At 70.5% G+C, this 19,472-nt stretch carries 12 protein-coding genes and 1 pseudogene; 12 read left to right on the forward strand and 1 reads right to left on the reverse strand.

The features are described 5' to 3' along the window. Nucleotides 1-2 precede the first annotated feature (2 nt). From BN1193_RS00425 to BN1193_RS18525, 6 genes and pseudogenes are all read left to right on the forward strand, one after another. Nucleotides 3-1,124 (forward strand): serine/threonine-protein kinase, encoded by a 1,122-nt coding sequence (locus tag BN1193_RS00425; protein WP_040162863.1) that lies wholly within the window; start codon nt 3-5, stop codon nt 1,122-1,124. 1 nt (nt 1,125) lies between these two features. Beyond that, complete coding sequence (locus BN1193_RS00430; protein ID WP_052460289.1) at nt 1,126-7,056, forward strand: Ig-like domain-containing protein; 5,931 nt, start codon at nt 1,126-1,128, stop codon at nt 7,054-7,056. A gap of 36 nt (nt 7,057-7,092) precedes the next feature. After that, nucleotides 7,093-8,058, forward strand: a complete 966-nt coding sequence (locus tag BN1193_RS00435; protein WP_040162866.1) for an AAA family ATPase — start codon at nt 7,093-7,095, stop codon at nt 8,056-8,058. Further along, complete coding sequence (locus BN1193_RS00440) at nt 8,055-9,410, forward strand: DUF58 domain-containing protein (protein ID WP_040162867.1); 1,356 nt, start codon at nt 8,055-8,057, stop codon at nt 9,408-9,410. Before BN1193_RS00435 ends, BN1193_RS00440 begins: the two co-directional genes overlap by 4 nt. Further along, nucleotides 9,407-11,851 carry a transglutaminase domain-containing protein gene (locus BN1193_RS00445; protein ID WP_052460290.1) on the forward strand — a complete coding sequence of 815 codons (2,445 nt, stop codon included), beginning with the start codon at nt 9,407-9,409 and terminating at the stop codon, nt 11,849-11,851. The genes BN1193_RS00440 and BN1193_RS00445 overlap by 4 nt, the downstream gene beginning before the upstream one ends. Nucleotides 11,852-11,949: 98 nt before the next feature. Then, nucleotides 11,950-12,222, forward strand: a pseudogene (locus BN1193_RS18525) (DUF5684 domain-containing protein); the annotation flags it as partial. Nucleotides 12,223-12,347: 125 nt separating this feature from the next. On the opposite strand, the gene BN1193_RS18095 reads toward BN1193_RS18525, so the two are convergent. Further along, the gene (locus tag BN1193_RS18095) at nt 12,348-12,569 is read right to left on the reverse strand and encodes a hypothetical protein (RefSeq protein WP_052460291.1); all 222 of its coding nucleotides are present in this window, start codon (nt 12,567-12,569) and stop codon (nt 12,348-12,350) included. A gap of 185 nt (nt 12,570-12,754) precedes the next feature. On the opposite strand from BN1193_RS18095, the gene BN1193_RS18100 reads away from it, so the two are divergent. From BN1193_RS18100 to fusA, 6 genes are all read left to right on the forward strand, one after another. Further along, on the forward strand, nt 12,755-13,600 hold the full coding sequence (locus BN1193_RS18100; protein ID WP_040162873.1) for an FHA domain-containing protein: 846 nt from the start codon (nt 12,755-12,757) through the stop codon (nt 13,598-13,600). Then, nucleotides 13,597-14,292 carry a hypothetical protein gene (locus BN1193_RS00465; protein ID WP_040162875.1) on the forward strand — a complete coding sequence of 232 codons (696 nt, stop codon included), beginning with the start codon at nt 13,597-13,599 and terminating at the stop codon, nt 14,290-14,292. The genes BN1193_RS18100 and BN1193_RS00465 overlap by 4 nt, the downstream gene beginning before the upstream one ends. A gap of 213 nt (nt 14,293-14,505) precedes the next feature. Continuing rightward, nucleotides 14,506-15,996, forward strand: coding sequence for an HNH endonuclease signature motif containing protein (locus BN1193_RS00470; RefSeq protein WP_040162879.1), 1,491 nt, complete (start codon nt 14,506-14,508; stop codon nt 15,994-15,996). A gap of 317 nt (nt 15,997-16,313) precedes the next feature. Then, nucleotides 16,314-16,682 carry a 30S ribosomal protein S12 gene (gene rpsL / locus BN1193_RS00475; RefSeq protein ID WP_040162881.1) on the forward strand — a complete coding sequence of 123 codons (369 nt, stop codon included), beginning with the start codon at nt 16,314-16,316 and terminating at the stop codon, nt 16,680-16,682. Nucleotides 16,683-16,687: 5 nt separating this feature from the next. Next, nucleotides 16,688-17,158, forward strand: a complete 471-nt coding sequence (gene rpsG, locus BN1193_RS00480; RefSeq protein ID WP_040162883.1) for a 30S ribosomal protein S7 — start codon at nt 16,688-16,690, stop codon at nt 17,156-17,158. A 78-nt stretch (nt 17,159-17,236) separates the two neighbouring features. After that, nucleotides 17,237-19,351 (forward strand): elongation factor G, encoded by a 2,115-nt coding sequence (gene fusA / locus BN1193_RS00485; protein ID WP_040162885.1) that lies wholly within the window; start codon nt 17,237-17,239, stop codon nt 19,349-19,351. Nucleotides 19,352-19,472: the final 121 nt, after the last annotated feature.

Below are 19,472 nucleotides of genomic sequence, written 5' to 3' on the forward strand. Positions count from 1 at the left end.
CGTTGGCGAAAAGAGTGCTGTCCGCGCCGCCTGTGCTGGCCGGACTCACCTTCGTCCGCCCGCTCGGCTCCGGTGGCTTCGCGGACGTGTTCCTCTATGAACAGGCCATGCCGCGCCGCTCAGTCGCCGTGAAAGTGCTGCCCAGCGACGTCCGCGACTCCGACCTGCTGCGCATGTTCAACGCCGAGGCGGACGTGCTCGCCCGGCTGAGCGCGCACCCGTCGATCGTGACCGTCTACCAGGCCGGGATCTCCGCTGACGGTCGGGCCTACATCGTGATGGAGTACTGCCCGGGGTCGATGTCGCCGCGGTACCGCACCGAGCGCATTCCGGTGCCCGAGGTGCTCGCCGTGGGCGTGAAGATGGCCGGCGCGCTGGAGACCGCGCATCGCACCGGACTCGTGCACCGCGACATCAAGCCGGGCAACATCCTCATCACCGCGTTCGGGCAGCCGGTCCTGGCGGACTTCGGCATCGCCTCCTCGCTCGCGCGCGCGACCCCGGACGGCATGATGGCGATGTCCGTGCCGTGGACCGCACCGGAGGTGATCGCCGAGCACACGTCCGGTGACGTCACGAGTGAGGTGTGGTCGCTCGGTGCGACCGTGTACTCGCTCCTGGCCGGGCAGTCGCCCTTCGAGCGACCCGAACAGGGGCAGAACAGTCGGGAGCAGCTGCGTCGTCGCATCCTGCGGGCCACCTACACACCCGTGCACCGGTCGGACGTCCCGGACGCCCTGCAGGAGGTGCTCGCCGCCGCGATGCGACGCACCCCGCGTGAGCGCTACGCTTCCGCACTGGCGCTGGCCGAGGCGCTGCGCGCCGTCGAGACCTCGCTCGGGCTCGCTCCCACGCCCCTCGAGGTCGCGGAGGACGTCTGGGCGGCACCCGCGATCAGCTTCGACGACGCCTCCACGCGCGGTCACGTGCGAGCGCACGTGTCCCAGACGAGTGCCCGCAAGACCGCCGCCGGCACGGCACTGTCCACCTACGCCCGACCTGAGGACGACGGGATTCCCGTCGCCCGCCGCTCCGGCGTGCCGTGGGGCTGGCTCATCGGTGGTGGTGTCGCGCTGATCGCGGTCGGAACGGGCCTCGGGGTCTGGCTCGCGGGGGTGCTCTGACATGCAGCGGAGGACGATCGTCGGCCTGGTGGTCGGTGCGGTCGCCGCGGCGCTGGTCATCGGTGCCAGTGCGGTGTGGCCGGGCCTGGACGCACGGGACACGCCGCCCACGGATGCGAGCGTCTGGGCGCTGCAGACCGCGAGCGGCAGCCACTACGCCCGGGTGAACACCGCCGTCGGTGAGCTCGACACGGTGCGCAACGTCGCGAACCCGTCCGCGATCGTGCAGTCCTCGACCGGGGCCTACCTCTTCTCGGACAGCTACGGCCACCTCACCACGATCGACGGCGCCCTGCCCGCCGACCTGGACGAGGAGGCCCTGCGAGCCGGCGCCGCGACGCCGACCGGCACGACCGAATCGGCGACGGCGGGCGATTACGTCGCCTATCGGACGGACGTGGGCGGGGTGTTCGGCGGACGGCTGTCCACCGGGGCGGCGACGGCCGTGGACCCGAGTCCGCACAAGAGCGAGGACACCAAGGGCAAGGACGGCGGCGACGAGACGCCCGCCTACGCCGCCGCCGCCGTGACGGTCAACGACGACGGCGTGCTGTTCGCATACTCCGCGACCGACAAGTCGGTGCTGCGCTACAGCATTCCGGACGGCCGGATCCTCGGCGTCGACCGGGTCACGGCGAAGGTCGGCGACCAACCCGCGCTGACCGCGATCGGAGAGAACTGGTTCCTCTTCGACGCCGACAGCGGCGTGCTGATCCGCCGCGACCGGGAGCAATCGATCAAGGTCGCGACCGTCGGTTCGGTCCTCCTCGCTCGGCCGGCGGCGAAGGACGCGCCGGACACGTATCTCGCCGATGAGGGTGGCCTCGTCCGCATCTCGGCGGACGGCTCGGCGGCTGAGCGCATCGTCGGCGGAACCTCGACGAGCCTCGGCCATCCGGCACGACCGGCGACCTTCGACGGTTCCACCTACGCCGCCTGGCTCGGGACCACCGCCGGCACGATGTGGCGCTCGGGCCATGGCGAGGTCGAGCTGGACTACAACGGGCAGACGCTCGATGACACACGCCGCGCGACGTTCACCGGCAACGGGTCGACGATGATCCTCAACGAGACGCGCAGCGGATGGGTGTGGCAGGTTCCGGACGGCGCGCTGGTCCTGTCCAGCCAGGACTGGAGCCTGGATGAGTCCAAGGACGTCTCGCAGGAGGTCAGCGACGTCGAGGCCGACGTCGTGCTGGATCCGAAGCCGCCGGTGGCCGAGCCGGACTCGTTCGGTGTTCGCGCCGGGACCGTCGCCGTGCTCCCGGTCCTGCTGAACGACCACGACCCGAACGAGGACGTGCTGAGCATCGACCCGGCGAGTGTCCAACTGTCCGACCCGGAATTCGGCACCGTGGGCATCGCCGATGACGGCGGGCGGCTGGTCGTCTCGGTGGCGCCGGACGCGAGTGGCTCGGCCACCGTGTCCTACCGCGTCACGGACGGCACGAAGGCGGATGGACTGTACTCGAACGTCACCACGGTGACGATGACGACGGTCGAGCCGACGGAGAATCGCGCGCCGGAGTGGTGCGGGGTACCCGGCTGCCTCGCGCCCTGGCCCGAGCCGGAGGTTCGCACCGGCGGGACGATCAGCCTTCCGGTGCAGAACGGCTGGGTGGACCCGGACGGCGACCCGCTGCTCGTGCTGTCCGCCTCCGCGCCCGCAGGAACCGGTGTCGCCACGGTGACGCCGACCGGCGCGGTCGTCTACCAGAACGCCGGGACCGGTGCCGGCACCGCCCAGGTCGTGCCGATCGCGGTGACGGTGTCGGACAGCCGGGGCGCGACGGCCACCAAGACGCTGAAGGTGCGCGTCTCGCCCACCCCGAAGCTCGAGGCGGACTCCTTCACGGTCCTGGACTCGGTCAACGCCGATCTCACCGTCGACGTGCTCCGGCACGTCCGCGGGACGGCGGGCGATGTCACCGTCAAGAGCGTCCAGCTCATCGACAGTCAGGACGCCCGACCCGCGGTCGCCGCTTCCGGGACCGGCATCGACTTCACCTCCGCGAAGCCGGGGACCTATCGCGTGCGCTACGTCGTCACCGACGGCACCACGGAGGCCAGCGCGACCGCGCGCATCACCCTGCTCGCCGCGGACGCGCCCGCGCAGCTCGCGACCGCGCCGGTGGTGGCGTTCCTGCGTCCGCAGGAGGACACCACGATCGACGTGCTGGCGGCGGTGTCGAACCCGACGCGGCGCGTCCTGCTGCTCAGCGGGGTCCACTCGACGACGACCGAGGGCTCCACGCTCCAGGTGGACACCGTCGGCCAGCAGTACCTGCGCGTCTCGGGCAGCACGGCGGACGGTCGACCGGGTGCGCTCGGCGTCGTCGACTACACCGTCAGCGACGGCTCGACGGAGGGCGGCGCGTCCGTCTCCGGCCAGGCGACGGTGTACCTGCTGCCGGCCGCACAGGAACTCGCGCCCATCGCGGTGGACGACGCCCTCGTGGTTCGCGCCGGCGCACAGGTGGATGTCCCCGTGCTCGACAACGACGTCGCTCCCTCCGGCTCGTCGCTGACCCTGGACCCCTCCTCGATCACCTCGCCCGGCGACGGCCTGGCGTTCGCGGCCGGGTCCTCCCTGCGCCTGCTCGCTCCGAGCAAGCCCGGCTCCTACACGGTGCCGTACAGCGTGTACACGTCCGGGGCGCCATCGCTGTCCACGGACGCCACGGTCAAGCTCACCGTGATCGGTGACGAGGCGAATCGCGCGCCCCGACCGCAGATGCTCGAGGGTCGCGTCCTGCCCGGGCAGACGGTGACGATCCCGTTCGATCCGTACGGCGTGGACCCGGACGGTGATGCGGTCACGCTGGAGCGCATTGAGACCCAGCCGACGCGCGGCACGGCCACCATCTCCTCCGACGGCGACGCGATCGTCTACACCTCGACACCCGGCTCCCAGGGTGGACAGGACTCGTTCACGTACCGCGTCACCGACGCCTTCGGCAAGAGCACGGTCGGGGTGGCTCGCGTGGGAGTGCTGGAAGCGCAGTCCAACCCCAGCCCGGTCACCTTCACCGACTACGTGCAGGTGCAGGCCGGCAGCGACTCCGAAGTGCGCGTCAGCCCGCTCGAGAACGACATCGACCCGACCAACGGCAAACTCACGATCTCGAAGATCGTGCCGAACCTCCAGGAGAAGCTGGACGGCGACACCCCCAACCCCGAGTACCGGGCATGGGCGGACCTGATCCGCTCGCAGACCGACACCGGCGTCGTGATCGGTGCCGGCGCGAACCCGGGGACCATGTCGTTCCTCTACGACGTGACCAGTTCGTCCGGCAACACCGGCCGCGGCCTGATCGTCGTCAAGGTCGTGCGCGAGACCGTCCCGGACTACCCGGTCGTGGCGGACACCGTCCTCACCACCCAGACACGGGACCGCTTCGCCGACGGTGTCGACGTGCTCGCCGGCAAGGTCACCTGGACCGGTGGCGACGTCGGCACGCTCAAGCTGCAGCCCTGGGCGGGTGCGTCGAACGTCAACGTGTCCGGACGCAAGATCTCCGGACAGGTCACCGCTCGTCCGCAGATCGTGCCGTTCGCCGTGGCCGGCACGCTCTCGGACGGCACCAAGATCACGACCTACGCGTTCGTGCGCGTCCCGGCCGCCGATGACGCCACGATCTCGCTCGCGCCCGGCGTCGCCGCGCAGCGGGCGGACGAGGACGGGGCGGTGACCTTCGACCTGCGTCCGATGATGGTCATGCCGCGCGACGGACAGTTGGAGATCTCCGCCGACACGGCCGCCTCCGGGGCGCGATCGGCCGCCACGTGCGCGCCCTCCGGCGGCACGAAGCTGACCTACACGGCGGGGTCCGGGGCGCCGTGGACGGACAACTGCGTCGTCCATGTCCGCCTCGTCGGTCAGGAGCAGTGGACGATCGTTTCCGTCCCCATCGCGGTGAAGGCGCTCACGCCGGTGCCGACGCTGCGGGGGGCGTCCCTGACCGTTTCACCGGGTGCGGAGGCGCGCTACGATCTGCGCGAGATGACCTCGTGGCAGGGTGCGGCGGACTGGGACACGATCCGGTACGCCATCGATTCCCCCGGCGGTGACTTCGCGGTGACCGAGAGCGGTGGCATCGTCACCGCCCGCGCCGCGGACACCGCATCGCCCGGACGGGAGACCGCCGTGACGGTCAACGTCGTCAGCCAGGAGGGGGTGACCCCGACGCAGCTGATCCTGCGCGTCGGGGCCGCGCCGAACGCGCTGCCCCGCGCCGGGACGACGCAGAAGGTCTGCTCCGTCGCTGACGGCACCTCCTGCGAGATCCCGGTGCTCGGCGCCCCGGGCGAGGTCAACCCGCTGCCGCACACGCCGCTGAAGCTGGTGGACGTGACCGGCTCCAGTCAGTGCGCCGGGGTCTCCTTCACGGTGCACGGCGACGCGGTCGTCGCGTCCTGGACCGGCGACAGCCCCGGCGGCAGCTGCACGGCGTCGTTCGTGCTCGAGGACGCGCAGGGCCGCCGGACGCTCGGTGATCGCGCCGGGTCCGCGATCCTCGACCTGCAGGGCTACCCGCGGGCGCCCGGCGGCGTCGCCCAGAGCGCCTTCTCCGACGGTTCGCTGACGCTGCGCATCGACCCCGGAGCGGCCCGATCGTCGTACCCGGCCCTCACCGGGTTCGTCGTCTCCAGCGCAGGCCGGACCGTGACCTCGTGCACGGCCGACGGGGTCTGCCCGGCCATCTCCGGTGCGAACGGCGACAAGAAGCAGTTCGACGTCGTCGCGGTCAACGCGGTGGGCTCGTCGCGGGACTCGGTCTCCACGGTCGCGTGGGCGTACAACCCGCCGCGCACCCCGGCGAACATGACCAGCGTCGCGCTGCCGACCGCGGACGGTTCCGGCGGACTCGTCCGGCTGACCGTGAGCGGCATCGACACCGCCAATACGGCGCGGCTGTCGATCACCGCGCCGGGCGCGAAGACGGTGGACCAGCCCATCGGCAGCGGGGACGACAGCGTCACCCTGGAGTACCGGGTCGGATCGAACACCCCGGTCAGCGTCACCGCGACACCGGTCAGCCGCTTCGACGTGCCCTCCGGTGACGGGCCGAACCAGAGCAACGGCGTCGGGATCACGCGTCAGGCCAACGGCATCGGCAAGCCGGTCGCGCTGACGGTCGCCGAGCCGACCGTCACGCCGATCGATGACCGCCGCTCCACCGTCCACCTCACCGTGAGCGCCGACCCCGGCGGAACCGGCGCGGACGTCCTCTACGCGATCAGCGCGCCGGATCAGAAGTGCGGCGATCCCGGTGCGAATGCTGACGCGGAGTTCACCGTCGACAACAACCGGAAGTACACCTTCACGGTCTGCGCCACGTCGGTGCAGGACGGGAAGACCTTCGGCACGACCGAGACCCAGGTGACGGTCGCCGTCGCCGGTGACGAGTCACCCCCGGAGGGCTGGACGTACACCGTCAACCGCGAGCCGCGCGGCGGTGATCGCTGGGCGGAGTGGCGCATCACGGATGATCCGCAGGGGGATGTCCCGGAGGGCTACGAGGCGCATGTCGTGTGGCCGAACAAGAAGCTCTTCGGCGAGGACCCGGGGATCAGCGTCTACTTCAGCAGTTCGGTGATCGCCGGCTGGAAGTCCCAGAGCGGGACGGTCGCGGCGGCGAGATCGAGCGCGGCCTACCAGGCACGCGTGACGTGGGACGCCCAGTGCACCCCGGGCCAGAAGCCCTCCGGCCAGCCCGACATCGCGGACGGCGGCATGGGGGCGCACGTGGCGATCTCGTTCGATGACGCCACGTACTACAACGACAAGAACAAGAAGCTCACCCCGACGCAGGACGGCGTGGTCCCGGACGGCGCCGTCAAGGTGCGGGGCATCACGGTGCAGATCTCGTGGCCGGGCGGGATCCCGTTGGATGACTACGAGAAGACCTTCAGCGCGAACTGCGGCTGACGCGCACGACGACACAGGAATGACACGAGGACGACGATGACGATCACGCAGGAGCAGGCGACCTGGTTCGCGCAGACGTTCGCGCAACTGGCCGACAACGTGGAGCTGGCGGTGCTGGGCAAGCGTCCGGTCATCGAGCTCGTGCTCACGGCGATGATCAGCGAGGGGCACGTGCTGCTCGAGGATGTGCCGGGCACCGGGAAGACCTCGTTGGCGCGTGCGCTCGCCCAGTCCGTGCAGGGCACGCACACCCGGATCCAGTTCACGCCGGACCTGCTGCCCGGTGACATCACCGGCATCACGGTGTACGACCAGAAGACCGGACAGTTCGAATTCCACGCCGGGCCGATCTTCGCCAACATCGTGCTCGCGGACGAGATCAACCGCGCGAGCCCGAAGACCCAGGCCGCCCTCCTGGAGGTCATGGAGGAGGGCAGCGTCACCGTCGACGGCGTCACCCGTGAGGCGGGCGTGCCGTTCCTCGTCGTCGCGACGCAGAACCCCGTCGAGCAGGCGGGCACCTACCGCCTGCCGGAGGCGCAGCTGGACCGCTTCCTGCTGAAGACCTCCCTGGGCTACCCGGACCACGCCGCCACGCTGCGGATCCTGGACGGCGCCGCGGTCGACACCGCCCAGCTGCGCCCGGTCGTGACGCCGCAGGCGCTGGTGTCGATGGCGGACCTGGCCCGCGACGTGTACGTGGACGCCCTGGTGCTGGACTACATCGCCCGCGTCGTGGACGCCACCCGATCGGCGGATCAGGTGCGCCTGGGCGTGTCGATCCGCGGGGCGCTGGCGCTGACGAAGGCCGTGAAGTCGCGCGGTGCCGCTCAGGGCCGGACGTACGCGACGCCGGACGACGTGAAGAGCCTCGCCGTCCCGGTGCTGGCGCATCGTTTGATCCTCCACCCGGAGGCGGAGTTCGACGGCGTCACGGCGGAGTCCGTGGTCGGCCAGGTGCTGCTGGAGGTCGCGCCGCCCACGCAACGCGAGAACGCATGACGATCGACTCCACCGGCACGGGCACCGGGACCGGGACGCACACCCGGACCCGGACTCGAACCCGCTCCACGACCCGACGCAGCAGGCCGATGCAGGCCGCGCTGGCGGTGTCGCGCGCCTTCGGGCGGGGGCGTCGGTGGCTGCGCACGGCACGCGATGAGGTGTCCGGAACCATCACCACCGCCGGGTGGATCGCGGTCCTGGTCGCCGTTGTGGGCACCCTGGTCGGCTGGCTGCTGGGCTGGAACGAATGGCTCGCGGGGGGACTGGTCGCCCTGGCCCTGCTGCTGCTCAGCCTGCCGTTCCTGTTCGGTGCGCGCGCCTACGACGTGGGGCTGTCCCTGGACGCCGATCGCGTGGTCGCCGGGGGCAGCGTGCCGACCGACGTGACGGTCCGCAACCGGGGCTCCCGCATCGCGCTGCCGGGTCGCATCGATCTGCCGGTCGGCGACGGCCTCATCGAGATCCCGGTGCCGCTGCTGCGTGCCGATCACACCGTGCACAATCCGGTGGAGATCCCGACGCCGCAGCGCGGCATCATCGTGGTGGGCCCGGCGACCGCGGTGCGGTCCGATCCGATCGGGCTCCTGCGGCGGGAGAACGATTGGGCCGACATCCACCAGGTCTTCGTGCACCCGCGGACGACGATGATCCCGACCACCAGTGCGGGGCTGATCCGCGACCTCGAAGGCAACGCGACGCGGCGACTGGTCGACAACGACATGGCGTTCCACGCCATCCGGGAGTACGCGCCCGGTGACGCGCAGCGCCTGGTGCACTGGAAATCGACCGCCAAGACGGGCCGGCTCATGGTCCGCCAGTACGAGGAGACCCGGCGCTCGCGGATGGCGATCGCCGTCTCGCTCGCGGAGTCCGACTACGCCGGTGCGGACGAGTACGAGCTCGCGGTGAGCGCCGCCGCATCGCTGAGCGTGCAGGCGTTGCGCGATGGTCGGGACGTGGACGTGACCGTCGGGGCGGAGATCCCGCGCGTCGTACGGGGGCGGCTGCGGTCGGTCCGTCAGCTCGGGGCGATCACCCCCCGTGGTCTCCTGGACGAGTTCTGCGCCGTGGACTCCCTGGAGAGCACGGTGCCGCTGGAGGACGTGTGCGCGCTCCAGGCGGAATCCGGCGACGGCCTGTCCATCGCCTTCGTCGTGTGCGGATCTCACGTCGGGCTGGAGCGGCTGCGCCGCGCGGCGCTGGCGTACGCCGCCGACACCAGTGTGGTCGCGGTGATCTGCGATGAGATGGCGCACCCGCGCATCCGCCCGATCGGGGATCTCACCGTGCTCACGATCGGTGTGCTGGAGGACCTGCCGTCCCTGATCGCTCGGGGGTTGTCCGCATGAACACGCGCTCGGTGATCGCCGGTGGTGCCTACGTCGCCGTCATGGCTGCGCTCGGTCTGGTCGCGGTCTGGCCGATCTACCAGTCGCTCGCCGTGGTCTGGATCGTGCTTGCCGCCTCCCTGGTCGGGGCGGCGGTGGCGGCGCTCAGCGTGCGCTATCGCTGGCCGTGGTGGGGATGGACGGCGGCGCTCGTCGGTGGCTGGCTGCTGATCGGGATCGGTCTCGGGATCCCTGCGCGCTGGGCGGGCGGTTCGGTGTGGCCGGGTGGCGTCGTGGACGTCCTCACCGCGCCGATCCTGGGTTTCAAGGACCTCGCGACGGTCCCGCTGCCGGTCGGCGAGTACCGCAACCTCCTGGTCGTGGCGGGCGTGGTGTTCCTCGTCGCGGTCTTCGTCGCCGTCCGCCGGTGCGGGCAGTCCTCGTCCCGCGCGGCGTGGGCGGTCCCGGTGGCGGCGCTGATGCCGGTGTTCGGCCTGGTCTTCGGGCGCACCTCGACGTCGAGCCCGCTGCGACTGGGCGGGTTCGAACTGGCGGCTCCCGTCGAGACCGCGACAGGCGCCGCCGCGCTGCTGGCGAGCGTCGGTTGGCTCGCCTGGCGGGCGCGCGATTCGCGCCGCTCCGCTCTGCACCGTGCGGCCGAGGCCACCGGAATCGTGCGGCGGCGAGCGGCCACCACGGGTGCGATGGTCCGTCGGGGCGCGCTCGCGGCCGGGATGATCGTCGTCGCGCTCATCGTCGGGATCGTCGTCACGCCCACCCTGGCTGACGCCCGCCCCCGGACGGTCCTGCGCACCGCCGTGGGCCCGGAGATCTCCGACACCGATGCGCTCAGTCCGCTGGCGACCTACCGCAACCGCTTCCGCGACGACACGTACGAGACGCCCCTGTTCTCGATCACCGCGAACGGGCCGTTGCCGGACCGCGTGCGGATCGCGACTCTGGTCTCCTACGACGGAACCGCGTACCGCGCGTCCACCGGCGAGGACGGTGCGTTCCAGCGCGTGCCGTCGCGCCTGTCGACGCCGGCGGGCACCGAGGCCACCGCGACCATCACGATCGCCGGACTGGGCGGGGTCTGGGTGCCGAGTTTCGGGTCCCTCGCCACCATTGATTTCACCGCGGGAGACGCGCCCACTCTCGCCGATCGCTTCTACTACGACGCCGGCACGCAGACCGCTCTGGAGTCCGCGGGCCTGAACTCCGGGGACGCCTACCGCATGACGGCCGTGATCCCCACCGTCCCGGACCTCGCCACCGTCGCCTCACCGAACGCGGCCGCGACGGTGCAGCCGCCGCCGAATCTGGAGCGGTGGCTCGAGGAGGAGAACCCCGCCCACAGCGGGGCCGGTCTGGTCGAGGTCATCGGCGCGCTGCGCGAGCGCGGCTACCTCAGCCACGCGCTGAGCATCGACGAGGGCGAGCCGCCCCTGTGGATGCGCGACCTGGACGGTTACACGTTCCGTTCCTCAGCCTCCGGACATTCGCTGGCGCGGGTGGATCAGCTGTTCCGTCAGCTGCTCGAGCGCGAGTCGCAGGCGGCCGAGCAGGGCGCAGGCGCGTCCCTGGTAGCCGCCGTCGGCGACGACGAGCAGTTCGCCGTCGCGAGTGCGATCATCGCGCAGAGCCTCGGCTTCCCGTCGCGGGTCGTGGTGGGCGTGCGGACCTCTGCCGAGGGTCAGGACCTGCCCGCCTGCACCGACGGCACGTGCACGTCGGGCGACGTCTCGGCCTGGCTGGAGGTGCAGGACGCCGACGGCCTCTGGCACCCGCTGGACACCACGCCGCAGCACAGCGATGACGTGCAGACGAAGACGAAGCGCGAACGCGATCCGGAGGTTCCCACCACCGTGCGCCCGCGGTCCGCTCAGGAGGTTGCCCCGCCGGATCCGCTGGGTCAGCAGGCCGCGGAGAGCCCGGACGACCCGAACGGGGGAGCGGACCTCGGTGCGCTGTGGCAGATCGTGCGCATCGCGGGGCTGTCCCTGCTCGGATTGATCATCGTGCTGGCGCCGTTCCTCGGCGTCCTCATCGCCAAGGTCCTCCGACGCCGAAGTCGACGGGGAGATCCCGATCGCGCCCGCGCCGTCGCCGGCGGCTGGGAGGAGTACGTCGACGCGGCCGTCGACGCCGGTCATCCGGCTCCCTCGACCCAGACGCGCCACGAACTCGCCGCCCTCTACGCCACCCCCTCCGGACCGGAGCTGGCGACCCGCGCCGATCACGCCGTGTTCTCCGGAACCGCCGTCGCCGACGACGAGGCGTCCCGGTTCTGGGAGATCGTCGGCGACGAACGCCGCGCGCTCAGCTCCGACCTCGGATGGTGGCGCCGGGTGCGGGCGGCCTTATCGTTGAAATCGTTCACGCGGCGGATGGCCGCGCGACCCCGCCCCGCGTCCTCGACGCGATCGGAGAGGAGGACACGTCGCGACAGCGACGTCTGACCGCTATGCCTGATATCAATCCGTCCGGTTCGAGCATGGTCGTGGTGCTCATCGCCGTCATCGTCTGGGTTCTCGTGATCGCCGCCCTCTACGTCTGGATGTCGCTGGCGTGCGTCGCCGTGCTGCGCAAGACCGGCGACAAGGAAGCCACGTGGGCCGGCTGGGTCCCCATCTACAACGTCATGCTGCTGTTCAAGGCGGCGGGCATGAACCCTCTGCTGGGGCTGCTGGTCATCCCGTTCAGCTCCCTGGTCTTCCTCTTCCTCGGCGTCAAGCTGAGTCCGCGGTTCGGGTTGTCCCCGCTGTGGGCCATCCTGGCGTTCTTCGCGCCCGTGATCTGGCTGAGCGTGATCGGCTGGGGCTCGGCGCGTTGGCTCGGTCCCGAGCCCACGCAGCGCGATGCGTACGCTTACGCGATGGATCCGTACGCCAGCGCCCCCGGGGCCACCGGGGACCTCAGCCCCCAGGTCAGCGACCTGTTCGGCGCCGCCCTGCATCAGACCACGGCGGGCGCGGACGGGCGTCCCGTGCACGCCGCGTCGCCGGTGGCGGCCGTGGCTCCGGCGCCGTCCGCGGCCGCATACGACCCGCAGATCTTCGCCACCGAGCAGCCCGCGGTCCCGGGACAGCCGGCGGTGCCGGTCGCCGAACCGGGCATCCACGACACGACCGCCTTCGTCGCTCCGCCCGCGTACACTCCGCCGACGGCCGAGCCCATCGCGCCGGTGTCGAGCCCGTTCGCCGCGCCCCCGACCGCGGCCGCTGACGCGGATGTCGCCCGACCGGCGGCGGGAGGTCACGGCGTCGTGGACGCACCTTTCGCGCCGGCCTCGGACCGGTACCCCGCTCCGGCGGCGGCAGCACCCGCTCCCGCGGAGGTCGCGCCCCGCGGCTCCCGCGGCAGTGCCCGCCGCACCCGCCGTGCCGCCCGCGGCCGAGGCCGGCCCCCGGCGAGGCGCCACCCGGTTGCGAGAGGACTCCGAGGTCATCGCTCAGGCCCGCGCCGCGATGTCCGTGCCGCCCGCACTGGAACCCGCCGAGCCGGAGCCCTTCGACGACGACGTTCCGCCGATCATCGTGCCCGGACGCGGGGCCGGCGTGCTGCCGGGGATCGTCCCGCCGCCGCCGGTGCCCGGCACCGGATGGGCCCCGACGCCCGCGGTGGACGCGGCGGACGGCGACTGGTCGCCGCGCCTGCGGCGTCGGCCCGCCGAAGCGACCGGCGAGGCCGGGCTGGAGCAGTCGGCCGAGGTGTCCGCCGTGGCCGGATCACCCGAGGCCGGCTCACCGCGCTCGGCATCGGCCGCGGTGTCAGCGCAGCAGGCCGCCGCCGAGGCGGCCGCGCACGAGGCAGCCGCGAACGAGCCCGCGGACGAGGACTTCGACGAGGCGACGCAGCTCGCCGTGCGACGTCGCACCACGGTGTGGACCCTGGGACTGCCGATGGGGCGGTCGGTGGAGCTGACCGGGACCGTGGTTCTGCTCGGGCGCCGCCCGGACGCCGGCGATTCCGACGCCCAGCTCGTGCCCGTCCAGGACGGCACGCGCACGGTGTCCAAGACGCACGCCCGGCTGGAACTGCTGGACGGCTCGTGGCACATCGTCGACCTCGACTCCACGAACGGTGTGGTGCTGCTCGGCGCCGACGGCGGCGAGACGGAGATCGCACCGCAGCAGCGGGTGGCGCTCACCGAGCGATTCCTCCTCGGCGACGCCGAATTCACCCTCGCCGGAGCCGACCCGCGATGACGTCTGACCCGGCGGACGAGCGCCCGGATGAGGACACCGTTCCCCGTCCGCGCCGCGCGTCCGCCGCGTCCGCCGACCGGGCGGACGAGATCGAGACCGTGCGCAGTGCGCGCCCCGGCGTGCCGGAGGACCTCGATGAGACGGTGCTCAGTGCGCGTCGTGGTGGTGGATCGAACGCGGAGGACCTCGATGCCACGGTGATCAGCGCCCGCCGTGCGAGCGGGACGGCTCCGGAGGACCTCGAAACCACCGTGCTCGGCTCCCGCCGGGGCGGCGCACCACGACGCGAGCCCGGCGTCGTGACCGCGCAGTTGGACACCACCCAGGTCGCCGCGGACGGCGCGCCGCAGGACGAGGCGGACCCGGCGGCGTCGGAGGACACCGTCGTCGTCTCGCGTCGTCGCGCCCGCACCGCGGATCTCGTCGACCCGCCCGTGCAGCGCCAGGCGCACGAGCCGGACGCGGCGATCCTGCGCGAGGCCTACCGGCCGCGCGAGATCCCGCGCACGGAGATCCAGCGAACGCCCGCCGCGGCCGGCCCACCACCGCAGGTGCCGGCGGACACGATGGCCGACGAGGCGCACCGCAGCGAGCGGGCGCGTCGCCGGTTCTGGATCGGCGCGGCGATCGTGGCCGTCGTCATCGTGGCTGCGGTGGTCTCGGCGACGCTGATCGTTCTGTCGATGCTCTGATCCACCCGCGCCGCACCCGTGTCGGCGGGTGAGGGTTCTCTCACCCCGTCCGGTCCGTCGAAAGAGCGTCACGAGGCCGAAACGACGGGCCCTGCGCCGGCGGGTCCGCGCACTACGGAATCTGCACTGCACTCTCGGTCGGGAGGTCTGAAAATAGTACTGAACTGGCCTTTATCCCCGAACGCGAGGCTTGCAGGGCGGTAGAATCGATGGATGGAGACCTCGATGGAGCGGGCCCGGGAGATGATGGCACAGGCCGTCGTCGCCGTCACCGGGACGCTTCACGACGGGGCCGCTCGGGCGGCGCGCGGAGCCGATCTCCTGGACTTCGCGGTTGAGGCCGGCGCTCTGCTCCGAGCCGCGCAAGCGGCCCTGATCATCGCTACGAGCGAGGCCGACCGCCGCTCCGCCGGAACGGGTCGGGATCGTTTCGACCTCGCGTGCGGATGCCGCAACGTGAACGAACTGATGCAACGCGCCACCGGCGCGGCTCCGGGGGTGGTCAAGCAGTGGAGTCGACTCGGTGCGCTCGTGCGCGAGGACCTCGGCCTGAACGGCGAACCGCGGTCGGCCCGATTCCCGGCGCTGCGGGACGCCCTGATGAGCGGACGGATCGGAGCCGACGGGCTCGCGGCCGCGGCCCTGCCTCTCGACGCGGTCCGTGATCGGGTCCCCGCTGACGACCTCGCGGTGGCCGATCGAGCCCTCGCCGACGTCGCCGGGGTGAACGAGGACGATCTGGTGCTCACCGAGCGAACGATGAGTGCGGGGGACTGGGGCGCCCCCGCGCCGGCGGAGGCGGAGACTACGACCCGCCGCTCGGTGCCGGCCATGGCCGACTGCCTCAGCGTGCACGCGGGTGCGTGGGCGGCGGCGCTGGATCAGGACGGGGCGGAGCCGCAGGAGGATCGCGCCCGACGGCTGCGCGCCCTGTACTTCGGGCGCGCGCGGGACGGTGTGGTCAGTCTGCACGGACGGCTCCTGCCCGAGGTCGCGGCGCAGTTGCAGACGGCCATCGACGCCATCATCAACCCCCACGGCAAGGATGCCGGAGTCCGATTCCGCGACACCGCCGGCGAAGGCGATCCTCGCGATGAGCGCACGGCCGGGCAGTGCCGCCATGACGCGTTCGCCACGATCCTCGCCGTCGCCGCGAGCTCCGACCTCCCCGTCATCGGCGGGGCCGCACCGACGTTGGTCGTCCATGTCGACGAACCGGACCTCTGCGCCGGCACGGGATGGGCGCGGATGAACGGTGTCGACGCGACCGGAACCGATGTCCACGTCCCCGTCGCCGTCGCGACGCACACCGCCTGCATCGGCCAGATCCAGCGGGTCGTCACCGGGCGCGACGGTCGCGTGCTGGCGACCACGATCACCGATCGCATCTTCAACGCCACCCAGCGCCGAGCGATCGCCGCACGGGACCGGACCTGCGTCATCCCCGGGTGCCACACCCCCGCGCGGTGGTGCGAGTTCCACCACGTCACGGAATACAAGGACGGTGGCCCGACCAGCATCGACAACGGTGTCCTGCTGTGTTGGAACCACCACCGATTCCTCGACACCAACGGCTGGGCGGTCCGCATGACCGCAGGCGTCCCGGAGGTCCAAGCCCCAGCGTGGATCGACCGCACCCGCCGGTGGCGCTCCACGCGCCCGCCCGCTCCGGTCCGTCGTCTGCGGACTCCCGCCCGCACATGACGGTCCGCGGAGTCCGGCGACGCGAGTTTCGGCGCGACACGCCCGCGTTGCCGGGGGAATCGAAATACGCGTAGTATGGGAGGGTGTGCGCGCCCGCGTGCCTACGGTCCTGCCTGCAGGTCCACGGTGAGCGGAAGCGGACACATCTCGGGACGGGCCTGCGAACAGGTCACCCCCACGGCATATCCACCCACAGCGTGTCAGTGATTCTGGCGCGCGGGCGGATGAACGTGAAGCCCCTCGACACGAAGAGAAATCTTCTCACTGCGGGGGACGAGAACACGAGCTGTCACCGTGCAGCAAATCAAGGAGAAGAAGTGCCAACTATTCAGCAGTTGGTTCGCAAGGGACGGACGCCCAAGGTCACCAAGACCAAGGCTCCCGCCCTGAAGGCGAACCCGCAGCAGCGCGGCGTGTGCACCCGCGTGTACACCACCACCCCGAAGAAGCCGAACTCGGCGATGCGCAAGGTCGCTCGTGTGAAGCTGTCCAACGGTACCGAGGTCACCGCGTACATCCCCGGTGAGGGCCACAACCTGCAGGAGCACTCGATGGTGCTCGTGCGCGGTGGTCGTGTGAAGGACCTCCCCGGTGTCCGCTACAAGATCGTGCGTGGCGCTCTCGACACGCAGGCTGTCAAGAACCGTAAGCAGGCTCGTTCCCGCTACGGCGCGAAGAAGGGCTGAGTCCAATGCCTCGTAAGGGTCCCGCCCCCAAGCGCCCGGTCGTCAACGACCCGGTATACGGCGCACCGATCGTCACGTCGCTCGTGAACAAGATCCTCGTCGACGGCAAGAAGTCGCTCGCCGAGTCGATCGTCTACGGCGCCCTCTCGGGTGTCGAGGAGAAGAGCGGCCAGGACGCCGTCGCAACGCTGAAGAAGGCGCTCGACAACGTCCGTCCCACCCTCGAGGTCCGCAGCCGCCGTGTCGGTGGCTCGACCTACCAGGTTCCGGTTGAGGTCAAGCCGCACCGCGCGAACACGCTCGCGCTGCGCTGGCTCGTGTCGTACGCGAAGGGTCGTCGTGAGAAGACGATGACCGAGCGCCTGCGCAACGAGATCCTCGATGCGGCGAACGGCCTGGGTGCCGCGGTCAAGCGCCGCGAAGACACCCACAAGATGGCCGAGTCGAACCGCGCCTTCGCTCACTACCGCTGGTAATGAGCCCCTCCGGTCCGCCCGTGGTGACCCCATGGGCGGACCGGACCCTGATCCACTCCTCGATGTAAGGAAGACCCCGTGGCACAAGAAGTGCTCACCGACCTCAAGAAGGTCCGCAACATCGGCATCATGGCGCACATCGATGCCGGCAAGACGACGACGACCGAGCGCATCCTGTTCTACACGGGCGTCAACCACAAGATCGGCGAGACCCACGATGGTGGCGCGACGACCGACTGGATGGAGCAGGAGCAGGAGCGTGGCATCACGATCACCTCTGCTGCTGTGACGTGCTTCTGGAACGGCACGCAGATCAACATCATCGACACCCCCGGTCACGTGGACTTCACGGTCGAGGTGGAGCGTTCGCTCCGCGTCCTCGACGGTGCCGTCGCCGTCTTCGACGGCAAGGAGGGCGTTGAGCCCCAGTCCGAGACCGTGTGGCGTCAGGCCGACAAGTACGACGTCCCGCGTATCTGCTTCGTCAACAAGATGGACAAGCTGGGCGCCGACTTCTACTTCACGGTCGACACCATCATCAACCGCCTGAAGGCCAAGCCCCTCGTGCTCCAGCTGCCGCTGGGCTCGGAGAGCGAGTTCTACGGCGTCGTTGACCTGATCAACATGCGCGCGCTGACCTGGCCGGGCGACGCCAAGGGTGATGTCACCATGGGCGCCAAGTACGAGATCGAAGACATCCCGGCTGACCTGGTCGAGAAGGCCAACGAGTACCGCACGCTCATCCTCGAGGCCGTCGCCGAGACCGACGACGCTCTCATGGAGAAGTACTTCGGTGGCGAAGAGCTCACCGTCGAGGAGATCAAGGCGGGCATCCGCAAGCTCACGATCGCCGGCGAGCTGTACCCGGTGCTGTGTGGCTCCGCGTTCAAGAACCGCGGCGTTCAGCCGATGCTTGACGCCGTCGTCGACTACCTGCCTTCGCCGCTGGACGTCCCCGCCATCGAGGCGAAGGACCCCAAGAACGAAGAGATCATCATCGAGCGCAAGCCTTCGAAGGACGAGCCGTTCGCGGCCCTGGCCTTCAAGATCGCCGTGCACCCGTTCTTCGGTCGTCTCACCTTCGTGCGCGTCTACTCGGGTCACCTCGACTCGGGTGCCCAGGTCATCAACTCGACCAAGGGCAAGAAGGAGCGCATCGGCAAGATCTTCCAGATGCACGCCAACAAGGAGATGCCGGTCGACTCGATGACGGCGGGTCACATCTACGCCGTGATCGGCCTCAAGGACACCACCACCGGTGACACCCTGAGCGACCCGACGCACCAGGTCGTCCTCGAGTCGATGACGTTCCCGGAGCCGGTGATCGAGGTCGCCATCGAGCCGAAGACCAAGGCTGACCAGGAGAAGCTGGGCACCGCGATCCAGAAGCTCGCCGAAGAGGACCCGACGTTCCGCGTCGAGCAGATCCAGGAGACCGGCCAGACCCTCATCAAGGGCATGGGCGAGCTGCACCTGGACATCCTCGTGGACCGCATGAAGCGCGAGTTCAAGGTCGAGGCCAACGTCGGCAAGCCGCAGGTGGCGTACCGCGAGACGATCAAGAAGGCCGTCGAGAAGCACGACTACACGCACAAGAAGCAGACCGGTGGTTCGGGTCAGTTCGCCAAGATCCAGTTCACGCTGGAGCCGATGGACGTCGAGGGCGACAAGACGTACGAGTTCGTCAACGCCGTCACCGGTGGTCGTATCCCGCGCGAGTACATCTCGCCGACCGACCAGGGCTTCCAGGACGCGATGAACGTCGGTGTCCTGGCCGGCTTCCCGATGGTGGGCGTCAAGGCCACCCTCGTTGACGGTGCCTCGCACGACGTGGACTCCTCCGAAATGGCGTTCAAGATCGCCGGCTCGATGGGCTTCAAGGAAGCTGCGCGCCGCGCGAACCCGGTCATCCTCGAGCCGATCATGGCCGTCGAGGTGCGTACTCCGGAGGAGTACATGGGTGACGTCATCGGTGACCTGAACAGCCGCCGTGGCCAGATCCAGTCGATGGAGGACGCCCAGGGCGTCAAGGTCATCCGCGCTCAGGTGCCGCTGTCCGAGATGTTCGGCTACATCGGTGACCTGCGCTCGAAGACCTCGGGCCGCGCTGTGTACTCGATGGAGTTCAACTCCTACGCCGAGGTGCCGCGCAACGTCTCCGACGAGATCGTCCAGAAGGCCAAGGGCGAGTGATCGCCCTCCCGGGGGTGGGTGACCACCCCCGGGCCGCCTTCGGGCTTACAACTTCACAGAATCGGGGGCTCTGCCTCCACTACACTGAAATCAATCCCCTGTAGCGAGCCGGTCGCAATCC

The organism is Microbacterium gorillae, from assembly GCF_000826185.2.
Taxonomy (GTDB): domain Bacteria; phylum Actinomycetota; class Actinomycetes; order Actinomycetales; family Microbacteriaceae; genus Microbacterium; species Microbacterium gorillae.

What these genes read in the sequence shown, in the direction of transcription:
- BN1193_RS18095 (WP_052460291.1), bottom strand. Translation starts at nt 12,569, where the DNA reads ATGGGCTCGGCCGTCGGCGGAGTGTACGCGGGCGGAGCGACGAAGGCG.
- BN1193_RS00430 (WP_052460289.1), top strand. Translation starts at nt 1,126, where the DNA reads ATGCAGCGGAGGACGATCGTCGGCCTGGTGGTCGGTGCGGTCGCCGCG.
- BN1193_RS00445 (WP_052460290.1), top strand. Translation starts at nt 9,407, where the DNA reads ATGAACACGCGCTCGGTGATCGCCGGTGGTGCCTACGTCGCCGTCATG.
- BN1193_RS00470 (WP_040162879.1), top strand. Translation starts at nt 14,506, where the DNA reads ATGGAGACCTCGATGGAGCGGGCCCGGGAGATGATGGCACAGGCCGTC.
- BN1193_RS00440 (WP_040162867.1), top strand. Translation starts at nt 8,055, where the DNA reads ATGACGATCGACTCCACCGGCACGGGCACCGGGACCGGGACGCACACC.
- BN1193_RS00465 (WP_040162875.1), top strand. Translation starts at nt 13,597, where the DNA reads ATGACGTCTGACCCGGCGGACGAGCGCCCGGATGAGGACACCGTTCCC.
- BN1193_RS00435 (WP_040162866.1), top strand. Translation starts at nt 7,093, where the DNA reads ATGACGATCACGCAGGAGCAGGCGACCTGGTTCGCGCAGACGTTCGCG.
- rpsG (WP_040162883.1), top strand. Translation starts at nt 16,688, where the DNA reads ATGCCTCGTAAGGGTCCCGCCCCCAAGCGCCCGGTCGTCAACGACCCG.